Genomic DNA, 15,994 nt, shown 5'->3' with positions numbered 1-15,994 from the left:
GAACACCATGACCCTGCATCTCACCCATCCCGCCGAACTCGTCGAGTCGGTCGGCCGGACCATCGGAACCACTGGCCCCTACAAGGTCCTGCAAGACCAGGTGAACCTGTTCGCGGAGGCGACCGGCGACTTCCAGTGGATTCACACCGATCCGGATCGCGCCGCCGACGGACCCTTCGGCGGCACCGTCGCACACGGCTATCTGACGCTGTCGCTGGCGCCGAGCATCCTCGCGGAGGCACTCACCGTCGACGGCGTCGACGCCGCCCTCAACTACGGACTGAACAAGGTCCGGTTCCCGGCGCCGCTTCCGGTCGGATCCGTCCTGCGCGCCACCGTGGCTCTCACCGCAGCCGAAAAGAAGCCGGCCGGCGTCGAAGCAGTGTTCCGGCTGACCTACGAGATCGACGGCGGAACCCGTCCGGTGTGCGTCGCCGACGTCGTGGTGCTCTACACGTGACGGTGACCGAACTGTTCGGCAGCCGCGACCGGTTCGAGGACAGGGTCGTTCCGGTGTGCGGGCTGCGGATCCGGGTGCGGATCCGCACCGGCACCGGGGTGCCCCTGGTGCTGTGCAACGGCATCGGGGCCGGCCTGGAAGTGCTCGAACCGCTGGTCGCCGCACTGGATCCGACCGCGACGATCATCAGCTTCGACGTCCCGGGCACCGGAGGTTCACCTGCCTCCCCGGTTCCGTACGCAATCCCGGCCCTCGCCTGCGGTCTGAGCCGGTTGCTCGACGAGATCGGGGTCGGCACCGTCGACGTCCTCGGGTTGTCGTGGGGCGGAGCGCTGGCCCAGCAGTTCGCCCTGCAGCACCCGCGGCGCTGCCGTCGTCTCGTCCTCGTCGCCACCGGCACCGGCGCCCTCATGATTCCGGGTCATCCGCGCGTGCTCTCGAAGATGCTGACCCCGAAGCGGTTCACCGATCCCGCCTACGCGTCGGCCGTCGCCGGCGACCTGTACGGCGGCGCCGCCCGCCGCGCCGGCGGCGACGGTGACGTGGCGCGGATCTTCGGGAAGCAGCGGCAGGCCGGCTCCCGGGTCGGCTATCTCCACCAACTCCTCGCGGGCGCCCTGTGGACGAGCCTTCCCGTCCTGCCGCTGATCCGGCAGCCCACGCTCGTCGTGGCGGGCACCGACGACCCGATCATTCCCGTCCTGAACGCGCGCATCATGAACGCACTGCTGCCACACGCGACGTTGCACATCCACGCCGGCGGGCACATCGACATCGTCACCGACGCATCCGGACTCGCACCGGTCGTCGCCGGGTTCCTCGCACACCCGGAAACGGGTGAATCCACGTAGGACGCCCCCTGCACGTGGGAGACTCGGGTCTGGGAATCACCGCTCGGCGCGACACCGCAGTGGCCGGTCGGCACAGGAGGCGCCCGTGTCCGAAGACCGAACCAACAGCTCGGGTACCAACCTGGAGGGGTCGCAGCGGCTGCTCGCCCTGCTGCTGGCGATGGCGATGTTCGTGCTCGTCGTCGACACCTCACTGATGAACGTGTCGATCTCAGCCGTGGTCCGCGACCTCGACACGACCGTCAGCGGCGTCCAGGCGGCGATCGCACTCGAGGCACTGGTGTCGGCCGCGTTCATCCTGATCGGCGGCAAGGTCGGCGACCTGATCGGACGCAAACGGGCGTACGTGATCGGTCTGCTCGGGTATGCCGTGGGCGCATCCGCGATGGCGCTCGCGCAGAGCCTGACCGCGATCATCGTGTTCTGGGCGATCCTCGGCGGAATCGGTGCGTCACTGCTGTTGCCCGCCATGCAGTCCCTGATCCACGGCAACTTCGAAGGTGCTGCGCAGAAGAAGGTCTACGCGCTGGTCGGCGCGGCGGCGGCGATCGCCGCCGCAGTCGGACCGCTCCTCGGAGGTTTCATCACCACCTTCCTGTCGTGGCGCGTCGCATTCGTGCTCGAGGTCGTCATCATCGCGATCGTGCTGTCCGGGATCCGACTCGTCCGCGACGTGCCGTACACCGGGCCCCGGGGAATCGACCCGGTGGGTGCGGGCCTCTCCGTCCTCGGGATGGGCGGCATCGTGCTGGGAATCCTCGTGTGGCAGGAAGGCGGCGAAGCGGTGGCCGCCCTGCTGGTCGTGGGTGCGCTGGCGCTGGCCGGACTGGGGTACTGGCTCGTCCGCCGGAAGCGTCGCGGGGAACCGCCGCTGCTGGACCCCGATCTGTTCCGCTCCACAGTGTTCCGACTGGGAATCTCACAGCAGATGCTCCAGCAGATAGCGTTGGGCGGCACGATGATCGCCCTTCCGATCTACCTCCAGATGGTGCTCGAGTACAACGCGATGCAGGCGGGACTGTCACTCGCCCCCCTCTCGCTCAGCATGTTCGGCGTGGCGCTGCTGGCGGGCAAGAAGGCGGGAGATCGCAGTCCGAGCAGCATCATCCGCTGGGGATTCGTCCTCGTCACGATCGGCGTCGCAATACTGATCCCGATCGTGCCGCGGGCCGAGTTCGGCTGGGCATTGCTGCTCCCGCTGGCAATCGCGGGCTCGGGGCTGGGTTTGCTGGTATCCCAACTCAACAACTACACGCTCGCCCCGATCTCGGAGGAGCACGTCAGCGAGGCGGCAGGCGCGAACTCCGCAGCGGGATCGTTCGGGCTGTCGTTCGGACTGGCGTTCGCCGGCGCCATCATGCTGGCGACACTGTCCATCACGTTCACCGCCATGGCGCAATCGAGCACCGTCCTCCCGCCGGCCGACCAGCAGCACGTGGCGCAGGTACTCGAGGACGACGCCGAGGTCATGAGCAACACCCAACTCGAACAACTCCTCGTCGGCCAGCCACCCGAGATACGAGACGAGGTGGTCCGAATCAACACCGACGCACGGCCACTCGCCCTGCAGGTGGCGCTGCTCGTACCCCTCCTCGCCGGTCTCGCCGGACTGCTCAACTCGTTCCGCATGAGACGAGAACAGGACCCCGCGCCGCCGCAACCGTGACGACGGGTCAGCCGTCCGCCCCCATCTCGGCGAGCACGGTCCGCAATCGCTCGTTGTCCGCCGGGGTCCAGCCGTCCGGCGCCAGGATCGCGCTCCACGCATCCGCGATGTCGACGACGTAGGTATGCCCGTGCCCGTCGGGGACGCCCGTCGACACCGCCATGTCCGCCGCAACTTGGAGGAACGTCACGAACGGGAACCATTGCGTGCTGTCCAGGACGTCGTACCCGCGCTCCTCCTTCAGCCAGTCGGGCTCGCTCACCAGCAGCTCCGGCGACCACCAGACGATCGGGTCGGACGCGTGCTGCAGGTACACCATCCGTGGCTTCCCCCACGGGGTGTCGGGGCGGGGCAGATCCTCCGGCGCCCGCGCACCGAAGCGCACGGTCTCGCCCTGCTCGTAGATCGGAAGCCATTCGGGTGAGCCGGGATCCCGGTTGGTCGTCACGTCGGTCCAGATCTCGTTCGCGTTCGGCGGTCCGGTGAACAGAACGCCGTCGGAACGCGCCTCGACGTCGTCGACGCTGCCGAACGCGCTCTCGCCGCCGAAGGAGCCCAGGCTCTCCCCCATCACGACGAGTTTCGGACGGGTCTCCGGTGGCAACTGCTTCCACTTGTCGTACACCGCGTCGAATTGCGCCTCCCCCGCCTGGCGGGCCCGCTCCTTGTCCACCAGGAACGACAGCCAGCTGGGGAGATACGAGTACTGCAACCCGACGATCGCGGTGTCGCCGTTGTACATGTACTCGAGTGAGGAGGCGAGGCTCTCGTTGATCCATCCGGTGCCGGTGGTTGTCGCCACGCCGATCACCGCGCGATCGAACCCGCCGGCCCGTTCGAGTTCGTCCGCTGCCAGTTGGGCGCTCTCCCGGATCGAATCGCCACCGCTGGCGAGCCCGGCGTAGGTCCGGATCGGCTCCAGTGCGGGCCGTCCACCGTTGAAGGCGGACAGTTCCTCGACGGTCGGGCCACGCGAGATGAACGACCGACCCTGCCTTCCCAGCGAATCCCACGTGACCAGCGATTCCGGTCCGCCCGAACGCAGCGTCGTCGTCGGCGGTTCGTCACCGGCCTTGGTCTCCTGGTTCACCGCGGCGAACGAATTGTTCAGACCGGTCATGATCACGCGGACCGCCACCCCGTTGAGGAGTGCGAACAACAGCGCTACCGCCAGCACGCCGATCACGGTCGCCGAGATCCGTCGCGGCACGACACGGCTGATCTTGCGTTCGACCCACCGCACCGCCCGCAGCAGCAACCGGGAGATCGCAACCAGCAGCACGAAAATCAATACCGCCACGATCACCGTCACGACGTAGCCCGTCCACGGGAACGATGCGGCGCTCATGAGTGCCCGAAGCTGATCCTGCCAATTCGCGAACCACACCAGCATCGCCGCGGTGCCGACGAGCCCGATCACCAACGCCCCCCGCCGAACCCAGGTCTTCACGCGCGCCGACGGCTCCCGCCGCACGAGATGACGAACCAGAACGGAACCCAGAAATCCGAGGGCGTAGCCGACCGCCGCCGAAACACCGGTGACCAATCCCTGGAAGAACGGACCCCGCGGCAGCAACGTCGGCGTCAACGACAGCCACACGAACAGCACGGCAACGACCAGTCCCCCGAACGCATACCGGTCCGGCAGCCAGCGACGGTACTGCTGGGGCGGTCGTGACGATCCGGATTCGTCGGTCATCTCATCCTCTCCGTGACGGGGCGGACGCGACGATTCCCTCGTGCCGCGTTGGGAACAACGACCTAAATGCTCTCCTCGTAGCCCGGATGCCACGTCGCCACGGCCCAGATCACGAACACGTCGAGCAGAATGATGACGATCGACCACAACGGGTAGTGGGGCAGCCACAGGAAATTAGCGAGTATCGACAACGCGCAGATCACCATTGCGCCGACACGGGCCCACGTCGCACCGGTGAACAGCATGACGCCGACGAGCGCGACGATCACGCCGAGCACGAGGTGGATCCACCCCCACGCCGTCGTGTCGAACTGGTAGACGTATTCCGGCCCGGCCACGACCAGGTCGTCCTTCATCAGCGCCGAGATACCCGAGAGCACATGCAGTATTCCGATAGTGAGCAAAACTATCGCTGCCACCATGGACGTGGCGGCGGCGACCCCCTGCTTGGCCAACGATTGATCGGACATGACGATCCCCTTCCCCGGATATGCGGTGGGATGCAGACATTGTCTGCCGCCGCGTCGCGCAAGGTCAACATACGCCCGGTACCGGAATCTCGCTGACAGCAGCAATCCGACGGGGGATACTCGTTATACCAGTTCATTTCGTACGTTGACGAAAGAGGAACGGTCATGTCCGAGGAATCACTGGTCAAACAAGGTGTGGCAAAGGGAACCTCGATGGGCGGGGCGGTTCTCCTCGTCACCGTCGGCGCGCTCGAATTCCTCCAAGGTATCTCCGCAATCGCCAAGGACGACGTCATCGTCGTCGGCGTCGAGTACACCTACAAATTCGACGTCACCGCGTGGGGATGGTTCCATCTCGTACTCGGCGTGATCGTGGCCGCCGTCGGCATCGCGTTGTTCACCGGAGCGACCTGGGCCCGCGTCGGAGCCATGGTGCTCTGCGCCGTCTCGATCTTCGTCAACTTCCTCTGGCTGCCGTACTACCCCCTGTGGGCGATCACGATCATCGCGTTGAATGCGGTAGTGATCTGGGCGGTTGCCACCTGGAACCCAGACGAGGCCTGACCGACCATGAACGAGGCCTCGAGCGCGGACGCGCTCGGCAAGGACGAACGCGCCGAACTACTCCGGTTGCGCGACGAAGTCACCACACTGCGAGCCCAGGCGGCAGGTGAAGCTGCCGGTGTTCCCGCCGAACCGGTTTCCCGCCCACCCCACAACGGGCTGCGCTGGACCGCGGTGACGATCCTGCTCGTGCTGGTCGCCGTCCTCGCGGTCGCGTCGGTCACCGCCCGCTTCACCCGCAGCCAGATCCTCGACACCGACCGCTACGTGAGCACGGTCGCGCCGCTGGGCTCGAATCCCGCACTGCAGGCTGACATCACCAACCAGATCACCGACGAGATCTTCGCGCGCGTCGACGTCGAGGGTCTCACCACCGAAGCCCTCACCGCGCTGACCGACATGACGAATCTCGCCGCGAACGCGCCGCGCCTCGACAAGGCGGTCGTCGGCCTCGCACCGGTGCTCACCAGCCAGGCCAAGAACTTCGTCCACGACACCGTCAGCTCGCTCGTGCGATCCCAGCAGTTCGAAGACCTGTGGATCCAGGCGAACCGGGCCGCACACAACGCACTCGTGGCAGTGATGACCGGAAACTACGGCCTCAGCTCCGTGGAGGTCGACCAGAGTGGCACCGTCAGCATCTCCCTCGGCACCGTCATCGACCGCGTGAAATCGGAACTCGCCGGCCGCGGCTTCGCGTTCGCCGACAAGATCCCGTCGGTGGACAAGCAATTCGTGCTCTTCCAATCTCCCGAACTCGTGAAGGCGCAGCGCGCCGTCCGCGCACTCGACAAGGCGTCGGCCATCCTGCCGTGGCTGGGCATCGCCTGTGCCGCCGCTGCCGTGGCCGTCGCACCCACCGGCAGGAGGCTCCGCGCTCTCGCCCTTGCGGGACTCGCGATCGCTCTCGGAATGCTCGCTCTCGCAATCGGCATTCTCATCGGACGGGCCATCTATCTCGACAGCGTCCCACCTGACATCCTGTCGCCCGATGCGGCGACGGCCGTCATCGACACGGTCCTCGTCCCGCTGCGGACGAGCCTGCGCGCGGTCGCGGTACTGGGCCTGGTGATCGCACTCGGCGCCTACCTCATCGGTGGCTCGTCCTCGGCGACCGCCGTGCGTCGCGGCTACGGGCAGGCACTCGACTTCGTTCGGCGGTCCGGCAGCGGCCGGCCACCGAACGAGGTGGAGCGGTGGGCCTACCAGCTCCGCATTCCGTTGCGCTGCGCGGTGATCGGTATCGCCGCAGTACTGCTGATGTTCTGGCGCTACCCCACCGGACTGGTCGTGCTGTGGATCGTCATCATCGGCCTGCTGGCACTCGTGGCGATCGAGTTGCTCATCCGTCCGGCCCGCACTTCCGCCGCGGCGACGGACGCTATGCCAGCGTCTTCGCCTTGATCGACTGAGTGACGTCGGCACTCGGCGAACGCGGCCAAACCGAACGCGCGCCACACCCTCGAAACCGTCGATTGCGAGATATCGGAATGCTCGGCCATCGAGCGTGTGGACCAGTGTGTGGCGTTCTTCGGTGTCGTTTCGAGGGTCGAGGTAATCAGATCCTTGATCTTGTCGTCGTCGATCGTCCTCGGTTCAACCCCAGCCTCTGCGCCACTTCGGTATTCGATCCACCATCGGCAGCAGCAAGGATGATGCGCGACCGTACCGCCAAACCTGCAGCGGTCTTGCGTCGCCGCGCCCACAGGGACACTAGTGAAGGCGCAGCGCAGCCGCCGCAGCTTCGGGCAGCCGCGGCGACGGACGCTGCTATGCCAGCGTCTTCGCCTTGATCGACTGGAACTCGGCCTCGGTGATCGCGCCGGAGTCGAGGAGCGCCTTGGCATCCGAGATCTGCTGAGCCGGAGACTGCCCGGCGACATCCCGAATGTAGGTGTCCTGCGCCTGCTTCACTTGCTGGGCGGCAGCCATCGACCGCTTCGCCATGCCGTCGCTGTTGACGATCAGGTAGATCAGCGCCGACAGGAACGGAACGAAGAACAGGAAGAAGATCCAGATCGCCTTCACCCACCCCGAAGTGTCGCGGTCCCGGAACAGATCCGTGATGATCGAGAACAGCACGGTCAGGTACGCCACGAAGGCGAAACAGACGAAGATGAACCAGAAAAACTCCCAGAAGCCTTCCATTTTCAGTGCTCCGTCCACTCGGTGTTGCGGTCAGGAGGCCAGGATCTTGGCCTTCTCTGCGTTGAATTCTTCCTCGGTGAGGACCCCCTGAGTGCGGAGTTCACCGAGTTGTTTCAGGGCCGCAATACGATCCGTGCCAACGGCCGGCGGTGCGGGTTGCGCCGGCGGAGGCGGCGGAGGCGGAGCCTGCTGCTGCGGGGCCGGCTGGTTCCCCGCCCACCGCTGCCCTTGTCGTCGGGAGACCCGGTTGGAGACGGCGGTCGCGGTACCCGCCACGACGGCGGTCCGGGCGATCCCGCGCAGAAGTCCTGGCATGATGTGCTCCTCAGCTCTGGATTCGGCAGCCTGTCAGCTGGAGGCGTCGAGCGCGTCGAGCGCCGCCAGAATGCCTTGGACGGGGATGCGCCCGGATGCCACGAGCTGGGCCCCTTCGCGCCGCAGAGCGGAGGCGAACGGTGCGGCCCAACAATTCTCATAGACGAGAATCGCCCCGGAACACCCGGGCTCGAGCACGGCCGCGGCTTCCTCGAGGTCGGTGCGGTCGATCAGGCCCGTTGCCGCTTCGGCGAAGAGCGTCACGTCCACTCCGCCCTCGAACCCGAGGTCCTCGATCGCGATACCGGACAGCGCTCCGTCGGGTTCCTTACGGACGAAGATCAGGTCGAGTACCCGGATGATGTTCCGATCGACGAGATCGATCAGCAGTGGTAGTGCCGAACCGTCGGGTTTCCGGTCTGCGGGGAACTCCACGACGAGATAGTCGATGGGCCCGAGTACATCCAGATCGTTGTCGTTCACCGCAGGACCTCTCTTCTGAAGACAGCAGCGGCAGCCACACGGGCCTGCGCTCAGTATCCATGAGCCGGTGCGGAACCGCTAGAGTACAAAGTCACCCGACCGATTCCGTCGCTGTCGCACGGGCGGCGAGGTCGCGCCGAGCCGCCTTCTCGACGAGAAGGGGGATGAAGTCGCGAACGCGGCTCTCCGCCAGTCGTTTGTGGACGGTGCGCACGATGTGCTCGATGTCGACCGACGAGACCGACGGGTATCGAGTGATCAGGCGCTCGATGACCTTTTCGACTTGAAGCAGTTCGTCGTCCCCCGTCATCGATCAATCGTCATCCCGGCGGGCGGCTACCGTCAAGACACGAAATGAACTCTCGAACAACGCGGTTCGGTTCCGCTCCGCGCATGTGCGGGATCCTGGAATGAATCCAGTATCCGACTCCGTCCGGAAATATCGTTTCACGACTGCGGCGGGGGTGGAACGGCGGACAATGGGGGTACCGGGCCGCCGGCTCGCGGTAGAGAACTCGCGGTAGAGAAAGGGACTGTCATGTCCGAGACATCATCGGTCAAACAGGGCGTCGCGGCAGGCACCTCGATCGGGGCAGCCATCATCCTCGTCACGGTCGGCATCATCCAGTTCTTCCAAGGGGTCGCCGCGGTCGCCGAGAACGAAGTCTTCGTCGTCGGTATCGAATACGTCTACAAGCTGGACCTGACGACGTGGGGCTGGATCCACATCGTGCTGGGCATCGTGATCCTGGGGGTCGGCCTCGCGCTGTTCACCGGAGCGGGCTGGGCGCGGGTGTCGGCGATCGTGGTCGCGGCCGTGTCGATTCTCGCCAACTTCCTGTGGCTGCCGTACTACCCGTGGTGGTCGCTGCTCATCATCGCACTCGACGTCGTCGTCATCTGGGCCGTGTCGACCTGGAAGCCGGAACAGGTCTGATCACCCGGCAAAGCGGGAGAAACCGTGGGAAAGAAGAGCAAGGACAGGGCCGGGGCCGAGCTGTCCCGGCCCGACGGCGCCGAGCCGTCCGCACCGATGAAGAACAAGGAGTACCGGCGACTCCTGAAACCCCTCCATGCCGAACTCGTCGCGCTGCAGGAGTGGGTGAAGTCATCCGGCGCGAAGGTGTGCGTCGTCTTCGAGGGCCGTGACACCGCGGGCAAGGGCGGCGTCATCAAGGCGATCACCGAACGGGTGAGCCCGCGGGTGTTCCGGGTGGTCGCGCTGCCGGCCCCCACCGAGCGCGAGAAGTCGCAGATGTATGTGCAGCGGTACCTGCCGCACCTGCCCGCCGGCGGAGAGGTCGTCATCTTCGACCGAAGTTGGTACAACCGCGCGGGGGTCGAACGGGTGCTCGGCTTCTGCACCGAGGAAGAAACGGAGCACTTCCTCCAACTGATCCCGACGGTCGAACGCTCGATCGTCGACTCGGGAGTCATCCTGCTCAAGTACTGGCTGGAAGTGAGCGAGGAACAGCAGACGATGCGCCTGCAGAGCCGGATGGACGACCCCCGGAAGTACTGGAAGCTGTCGGAGCTCGACCTGAAGTCGTACAGCCGCTGGTACGACTACTCCCGCGCGCGGGACGAGATGTTCCATCTCACCGACACCGGCTGGGCGCCGTGGTACGTCGCGATCAACGACGACAAGAAACGCGGACGGCTCAACGTCATCAGCCACTTGCTGAGCCAGGTCCCGTACGAGCCGCTGGACCGCCCCGACCTCACCCTGCCGAAGCGGCAGAAGGCGGAGGGCTATCAGGAACCGGGGCAACCCCTGCACTGGATCCCCACCCCGTACTGAGGATCCGAGCCGGAAAGGACGAGCGGTCATGGTCTCGACGGAATCCGCGCAGACGCACACGGCCTGGTACGCCCAGGACGCCGATGCCGTCGTCGCCGCGACAGCATCCGATCGGCAATCAGGCCTGACGGCCGGAGAGGTGGACGAACGGCGCCGACGGCACGGTCCCAACGAGATCGCCTCGGAGCCGGGCCCGTCCGCGTGGGCGATCGCGCTGCAACAGCTGAAGGATCTGATGAACCTGATGCTGGTCGCTGTGGCGATCGTCAGCGTCGTCATCGGCGAGGTCTCGACCGCGATCATCGTCGCGGCACTCGTCGTGCTCAACGTCGTGCTGGGCACGCGGCAGGAACTGAAGGCGCGCGCCAGCGTCGACGCGCTCGCGAAGATGCAGACACCGCAGGTGCGGGTGACCCGGGACGGGACTCTCCTGCAACTCGCCGCCACCGGCCTCGTACCGGGCGACATCGTGCAACTCGAGGCCGGCGACGTCGTCCCCGCCGACGGCCGATTGCTCACGTCGGCGACCCTCGAGACCCAGGAGGCGGCACTGACGGGTGAGAGCGCACCCGTCCCGAAGGACACCCAGACCCTCGGCGCCGCCGACGTGCCCCTCGGCGACCGCAGCAACATGGTCTTCCAGAACACGTCGGTCACCCGGGGCACCGCGACCATGGTGGTCACCGAAACCGGAATGAACACCCAGATGGGCCAGATCGCGTCGATGCTGTCGGCCGTCGCGCCGAGCAAGTCTCCGCTTCAGCGCGAACTGAATTCGCTCACCAAGGTGCTCGGCATCATCGCGTGGACGGCGGTCGCGCTCATCGTGATCCTCGGGGTGATCCGCGGACAGAGCCTGACGACGGTGCTGCTGCTGGGCATCTCCATGGGAGTGTCCGCGATCCCGACCGGCCTGCCCACGTTCGTGCAGGCGATGCTGGCCTTCGGTGCCCGTCAACTGGCCGAGGCGAAAGCCGTCGTGAAGAACCTCACCGACGTCGAGACCCTCGGCGCCACCAGCGCGATCAACTCGGACAAGACCGGCACGCTGACGATGAACCAGATGACCGTCCGGTCACTGTACTTCCACGGCCGGTGGTACACCGTCGACGGCGAGGGATACAGCAAGACGGGCCGGATCACCCAGACCGCAGGCGAGGCCGCCCCCGACTTCACCCTGCTCGCCTACGGGCTGTGCCTCGACAGCGACGCCACCGTCTCCGACACCGGTGACGTCGTCGGCGATCCGACGGAGGCCGCGCTGGTCGTGCTCGCGGCCAAGATCGGCGTCGACGCTCCGCTCACCCGGCGCACGTATCCCCGCATCGCGGAAGTGCCGTTCGACTCCGCGTACAAGTTCATGGCGACGTTCCACCACCTCCAGGTCGACGGCAGCACCCAGTTCGTCGAACTCGTCAAGGGCGGCCCCGACGTGGTCCTCGCCCGCTGCGCCACCGCCTTCCTGCCGGGCAGGCACGCGGTGCCACTCGACCAGGTCCGGGACGAACTGACCGCGGCAAACCGGGAGTTGTCCGAGAAGGGTCTCCGCGTGCTGGCGTTCGCCGCCCGCAGGCTCGACGGGCAGGAGGACGCCGCGGCGGCCGACCCCATGTCGTTCGTCGAGGACCTCACGTTCGTCGGGATGGTCGGCATCATCGACCCGCTGCGGCCGGAGGCGATCGACGCCGTGCGCACCGCCCACGCAGCAGGTATCGAGGTCCGCATGATCACCGGCGACCACGCGATCACGGCGTCGGCGATCGGTGCCGAACTCGGCCTCGGCCCCGGCGCGATCGGCGGTCCCGAACTCCAGGCCATGACGGACGAGGACCTCACTGCGGCCCTCCCGCGCCTGCACGTGTTCGGCCGCGTGACCCCACAGGACAAGCTCCGTCTCGCCGACATCATGCAGCGGAGCGGTGCGGTGGTGGCGATGACCGGCGACGCCGTCAACGACGCCGCCGCACTGAAGAAGGCCGACATCGGCGTCGCCATGGGTTCGGGCAGCGAGGTGACGAAACAGGCGGGCAAGATGGTGCTCACCGACGACAACTTCGGAACCCTGATCACCGCGATCCGACTGGGCCGCAACATCTACGAAAAGATCGTGTCGTACATCCGGTACCAGATGTCGAAACTGTTCTCGCTGGTTCTGCTGTTCCTCGTGGCGAGTATCTTCGACATCAACGACGGGGTCGCGCTCACCCCGCTCATGGTGTTGTTCCAGCACTTCTTCATCACGCTGTTCCCCGTCGCGGTCATCATGCTCGATCCGGCGCCGCCGGACCTGATGAACAAGCCGCCCCGCGACCAGCACACGCCGATCGCCAACAAGACGGCGTTCGGGCAGTGGCTGGCGTACGGCATCCTGCAGTTCGCCGTCACCCTCGCCGCGATGCTGCTCGCACCGGGCGACATGAGCACGACCGAGGCGAGCGTTCCGATGACGACGGCATTCGTGGTGCTGTCGCTCGGGTCGATTCTCGCCGGACTCGTCATGCGGCGCGACCCGGAATCGGGCCTCACCGCACCGATCCTCGGCGCACTGAAGATCCTGTCGATCCCGGTCGTCGTCACCGTGTTCGCGGTCGAGATCGGCTTCCTCCAGGACCTCCTCATGACCACGTCGCTGACCGGTGGGCAGTGGCTCGCCTGCCTCGGGTGGTCGCTGATCATCCCGGTGGTCGTGGAGGCGGAGAAGGCTCTCCGCCGCAGGCGGCACGCGCGTCCGGTCACTCCGATCTCCGCGGCAGCCGCGGTCGACCCGCAACGTGCGCGCTGAGGCCGGCACCATGTCCTTGACAGGAGGCCTCGCGCAGTTGCCCGGGATCGTGACGGCACGGGCGTACCGCCGCGAGTGGCTGCGACCTGACATCACCGCCGGACTCGTCCTCACCGCGCTCCTCATCCCCGCCGGGATGGGATACGCGGAGGCCGCCGGGTTGCCCGCCTACGCCGGGCTGTACGCCACCATCGTCCCTCTCCTCGCGTACGCGGTGGTCGGACCGTCGAAAATCCTTGTTCTCGGACCTGATTCGTCGCTCGCGCCGCTCATCGCCGCGGCGGTCCTGCCCCTCGCCGTCACCGACGATCCGGAGAGCGCCCTGGCCCTCGCAGGCATCCTGGGCGTCCTCATGGGCCTCATCCTCCTGGTCGGCGGGTTCCTGCATCTCGGCTTCGTGACCGAACTGCTGTCGAAACCCATCCGGCTCGGGTACCTGAATGCGATCGCGTTGATCGTCGTCGTCGGCCAGTTACCCAAACTGCTCGGGTTCGACGTCGACGCGTCCGGACTCATCGGGGAGATCGGCGGGATCGGAAAGGCGGTGTTCGGGGGCGACATCGACCCCGTCGCCGCCGCGGTGGGTCTCGGCTCCCTCGCCGTCATCGTGGCGTTCCGCATCTGGATTCCCCGCATCCCGGGCGTTCTGGTGGCGGTGGTCGGGGCGATGATCCTGTCGGCCGCGCTCGGGCTGACCGACGACATCGGGATGGTCGGCGCCCTCCCCGCGGGCCTGCCGCTGCCGTCGTTCGGCGGCGTCGACTGGGGCGACGTGGGACAACTCGTCGGACCGGCCGCCGGAATCGCCCTGATCGCGTTCGCCGACACGGGCGTGCTCTCGCGCACGTTCGCCGCCCGGCGCGGCGAAGATGTGAACGGCAGCACCGAGATGAAGGCGGTCGGCGTCGCCAACATCGCGGGCGGGCTGTTCGGCGGCTTCCCGATCTCGGCCAGCGGGTCCCGCACGCCGGTGGCCGAACAGAGTGGCGCCCGCACGCAATTGGCGTGTGTCGTCGGCGCCGTCGCGGTGCTGGTCTTCGTCCTCGTCGCCCCCGGTGTCACCGCCTACCTCCCCGACGCGACGCTGGGCGCCGTGGTGATCGTCGCGGCCACGGCGCTGGTGGACGTGGACGGCATGGTCCGCATGTGGCGGATGAGCAGCGTGGAATTCGGGCTCGCCGTCGCCGCGTTCCTCGGGGTCGCCCTGGTCGGTGTGCTGCAGGGCATCCTCGTCGCGATCGGGCTGTCCTTCGTCGCCGTGGTCGCGCAGGCCTGGCAGCCGTACCGCACCGAACTCGTCCGGACGGCGGACCGGCCGGGCTTCCACGACGTCGAGCGCCACCCCGGCGGGGACCGCATCCCCGGACTGGTGCTGGTGCGCTTCGACGCCCCCCTGTTCTTCGCGAACGGTGAGATCTTCGACGAGTACGTGCGTTCGGTGGTGGCGGAGGCGCCGACCCCGGTCGAGTGGGTCGTGATCGCCGCCGAGCCGATCACCGGACTCGACACCACCGCCGTCGACGAACTCGTCGACCTCGACACCTACCTCGAAGGCAAGGGAATTCAGCTGGCGTTCGCGGAGATGAAGGGCCCGATCAAGGATCGGCTCATCCGGTTCGGGGTGGGCGACAGGTTCGACGCCACGCACTTCTACCCGACCATCGACTCCGCGGTGGAGGCATTCCGCGACCGGGCCGAAAGCGCCGGGGATCCGGCCGAAGACTGACTCGCTCAGACGGCCCGGCCTCGAAAGGTTCTGCGATACGCCGACGGCGGAACCCCCAGCACCGCACCCATGTGCTGCCGCAGGGAGGTGCCGGTTCCGAACCCGACCTCACGGGCGATGACGTCGACGGACAGGTCGGTGGTCTCCAGGAGTTGGCGCGCACGGTCGACCCGGCGGGTGGTCAGCCAGCGGTTCGGGGTGGTGCCGACCTCCTCGCCGAAGCGCCGGGTGAACGTGCGGACGCTCATGTTCGCGTGCGCCGCCAACCGGTTCAGCGCCAGCGGTTCGCCGAGGCGATGCAGCGCCCACTCGCGGGTCGCCGCGGTGGACTCCGACGTGGTCTCCGGGATCGGCCGCTCGATGTACTGGGCCTGCCCGCCGTCGCGCCACGGTGGGACGACGCATCGGCGCGCCACCCGGTTGGCGACGTCCGACCCGTGGTCGCGGCGCACGATGTGCAGGCAGAGGTCCAGTCCGGCGGCGACGCCCGCCGAGGTGAGGATGTGGCCCTCGTCGACGAACAGCACGTCGGGGTCGACCCGGACCTGCGGATACGTGCGCTGGAAGTGCTCGGTGTTGCGCCAGTGGGTGGTGGCGCGCAGGCCGTCGAGCAACCCCGCCGCGGCGAGGATGTACGAACCGGTGCAGATCGAGACGTACCGCGTGCCGGGCCGGACGTACGCGAGCGCCCGCGCGAGGTCGGCGGGCAGACGGCCTTCGTCGTACGCCGGGCCGAGTTCGTACGACGCGGGGATCACGACCGTGTCGGCCTCGGCCAGCAACTCCGAGCCGTGGTTGACGGACACCGAGAAGTCGGCGTCCGAGCGCACCGGCCGTCCGTCGGCCGTGCACGTCTGCACGTCGTACAGCAGATTCCCGTCGGCGTCGTGCGCCCGCCCGAAGACCCGCGACGGGATGCCGAGTTCGAACGGGATCACACCGTCCAGGGCGAGCACGACCACACGATGACGAACGACCATGGCCAGATTCTTTCACATGTTGTCATTCCGGCAACTGTTCCGGCGCGGC

The 15,994-nt window shown here is 67.1% G+C and carries 16 protein-coding genes and 1 pseudogene; 9 read left to right on the top strand and 8 right to left on the bottom strand.

Annotation, left to right across the window (positions count from 1 at the left end; translation table 11 throughout):
• Positions 1 to 7 precede the first annotated feature (7 nt).
• The 3 genes from JWS14_RS20270 (at position 8) to JWS14_RS20260 (ending at position 2,977) form a co-directional block, all read left to right on the top strand.
• Positions 8 to 460, top strand: a complete 453-nt coding sequence (locus JWS14_RS20270) for a MaoC family dehydratase (RefSeq protein ID WP_206014179.1) — start codon at positions 8 to 10, stop codon at positions 458 to 460.
• Complete coding sequence (gene phaZ / locus JWS14_RS20265) at positions 457 to 1,311, top strand: poly(3-hydroxyalkanoate) depolymerase (protein WP_206014178.1); 855 nt, start codon at positions 457 to 459, stop codon at positions 1,309 to 1,311. The genes JWS14_RS20270 and phaZ overlap by 4 nt, the downstream gene beginning before the upstream one ends.
• An 85-nt stretch (positions 1,312 to 1,396) precedes the next feature.
• Positions 1,397 to 2,977, top strand: coding sequence for an MFS transporter (locus tag JWS14_RS20260; protein WP_072943810.1), 1,581 nt, complete (start codon positions 1,397 to 1,399; stop codon positions 2,975 to 2,977).
• A 7-nt stretch (positions 2,978 to 2,984) separates the two neighbouring features.
• On the opposite strand, the gene JWS14_RS20255 is transcribed toward JWS14_RS20260, so the two are convergent.
• Positions 2,985 to 4,676, bottom strand: coding sequence for an alpha/beta hydrolase (locus JWS14_RS20255; protein ID WP_206014177.1), 1,692 nt, complete (start codon positions 4,674 to 4,676; stop codon positions 2,985 to 2,987).
• Positions 4,677 to 4,738: 62 nt separating this feature from the next.
• Positions 4,739 to 5,146 carry a DUF7144 family membrane protein gene (locus tag JWS14_RS20250; RefSeq protein ID WP_072943814.1) on the bottom strand — a complete coding sequence of 136 codons (408 nt, stop codon included), beginning with the start codon at positions 5,144 to 5,146 and terminating at the stop codon, positions 4,739 to 4,741.
• Positions 5,147 to 5,311: 165 nt separating this feature from the next.
• On the opposite strand from JWS14_RS20250, the gene JWS14_RS20245 reads away from it, so the two are divergent.
• Both JWS14_RS20245 and JWS14_RS20240 read left to right on the top strand, forming a co-directional pair.
• Positions 5,312 to 5,710, top strand: a complete 399-nt coding sequence (locus JWS14_RS20245) for a DUF7144 family membrane protein (protein WP_206014176.1) — start codon at positions 5,312 to 5,314, stop codon at positions 5,708 to 5,710.
• Between the two features lie 6 nt (positions 5,711 to 5,716).
• Positions 5,717 to 7,114, top strand: coding sequence for a hypothetical protein (locus JWS14_RS20240; RefSeq protein ID WP_206014175.1), 1,398 nt, complete (start codon positions 5,717 to 5,719; stop codon positions 7,112 to 7,114).
• Positions 7,115 to 7,146: 32 nt separating this feature from the next.
• Here the strand turns inward: JWS14_RS20240 and JWS14_RS20235 are convergent.
• The 5 genes and pseudogenes from JWS14_RS20235 to JWS14_RS20215 form a co-directional block, all read right to left on the bottom strand.
• A pseudogene (locus tag JWS14_RS20235) lies at positions 7,147 to 7,415 on the bottom strand (IS630 family transposase); the annotation flags it as partial.
• Between the two features lie 65 nt (positions 7,416 to 7,480).
• Positions 7,481 to 7,858, bottom strand: a complete 378-nt coding sequence (locus JWS14_RS20230; protein ID WP_072943820.1) for an SHOCT domain-containing protein — start codon at positions 7,856 to 7,858, stop codon at positions 7,481 to 7,483.
• Between the two features lie 30 nt (positions 7,859 to 7,888).
• Entirely contained in the window at positions 7,889 to 8,173 is a 285-nt protein-coding gene (locus tag JWS14_RS20225; RefSeq protein ID WP_206014174.1) for an SHOCT domain-containing protein, read from the bottom strand.
• Positions 8,174 to 8,206: 33 nt separating this feature from the next.
• The gene (locus JWS14_RS20220; RefSeq protein WP_072943823.1) at positions 8,207 to 8,656 is read right to left on the bottom strand and encodes a DUF6325 family protein; all 450 of its coding nucleotides are present in this window, start codon (positions 8,654 to 8,656) and stop codon (positions 8,207 to 8,209) included.
• Between the two features lie 91 nt (positions 8,657 to 8,747).
• Entirely contained in the window at positions 8,748 to 8,966 is a 219-nt protein-coding gene (locus tag JWS14_RS20215; RefSeq protein ID WP_072943824.1) for a three-helix bundle dimerization domain-containing protein, read from the bottom strand.
• A gap of 228 nt (positions 8,967 to 9,194) precedes the next feature.
• Here JWS14_RS20215 and JWS14_RS20210 point away from each other — a divergent pair, with 228 nt between their 5' ends.
• Genes JWS14_RS20210 through JWS14_RS20195 form a run of 4 tightly spaced genes read left to right on the top strand, consistent with a single transcriptional unit; the run spans position 9,195 to position 14,965 of the window.
• Positions 9,195 to 9,593: a DUF7144 family membrane protein gene (locus tag JWS14_RS20210; RefSeq protein WP_072943825.1), complete on the top strand. Its 399-nt coding sequence runs from the start codon at positions 9,195 to 9,197 to the stop codon at positions 9,591 to 9,593.
• Between the two features lie 24 nt (positions 9,594 to 9,617).
• The gene (ppk2, locus tag JWS14_RS20205; RefSeq protein ID WP_072943826.1) at positions 9,618 to 10,457 is read left to right on the top strand and encodes a polyphosphate kinase 2; all 840 of its coding nucleotides are present in this window, start codon (positions 9,618 to 9,620) and stop codon (positions 10,455 to 10,457) included.
• A 28-nt stretch (positions 10,458 to 10,485) separates the two neighbouring features.
• Positions 10,486 to 13,239, top strand: a complete 2,754-nt coding sequence (locus JWS14_RS20200; protein WP_206014173.1) for a cation-translocating P-type ATPase — start codon at positions 10,486 to 10,488, stop codon at positions 13,237 to 13,239.
• 10 nt (positions 13,240 to 13,249) lie between these two features.
• Complete coding sequence (locus JWS14_RS20195; RefSeq protein ID WP_206014172.1) at positions 13,250 to 14,965, top strand: SulP family inorganic anion transporter; 1,716 nt, start codon at positions 13,250 to 13,252, stop codon at positions 14,963 to 14,965.
• Positions 14,966 to 14,970: 5 nt separating this feature from the next.
• Here the strand turns inward: JWS14_RS20195 and JWS14_RS20190 are convergent, their stop codons facing one another.
• Entirely contained in the window at positions 14,971 to 15,945 is a 975-nt protein-coding gene (locus JWS14_RS20190) for a GlxA family transcriptional regulator (protein WP_206014171.1), read from the bottom strand.
• Positions 15,946 to 15,994 lie beyond the last annotated feature (49 nt).

Source organism: Rhodococcus koreensis (assembly GCF_017068375.1).
Classification (GTDB): domain Bacteria; phylum Actinomycetota; class Actinomycetes; order Mycobacteriales; family Mycobacteriaceae; genus Rhodococcus_F; species Rhodococcus_F koreensis.
This window is presented reverse-complemented; position numbering and strand designations above follow the sequence as displayed.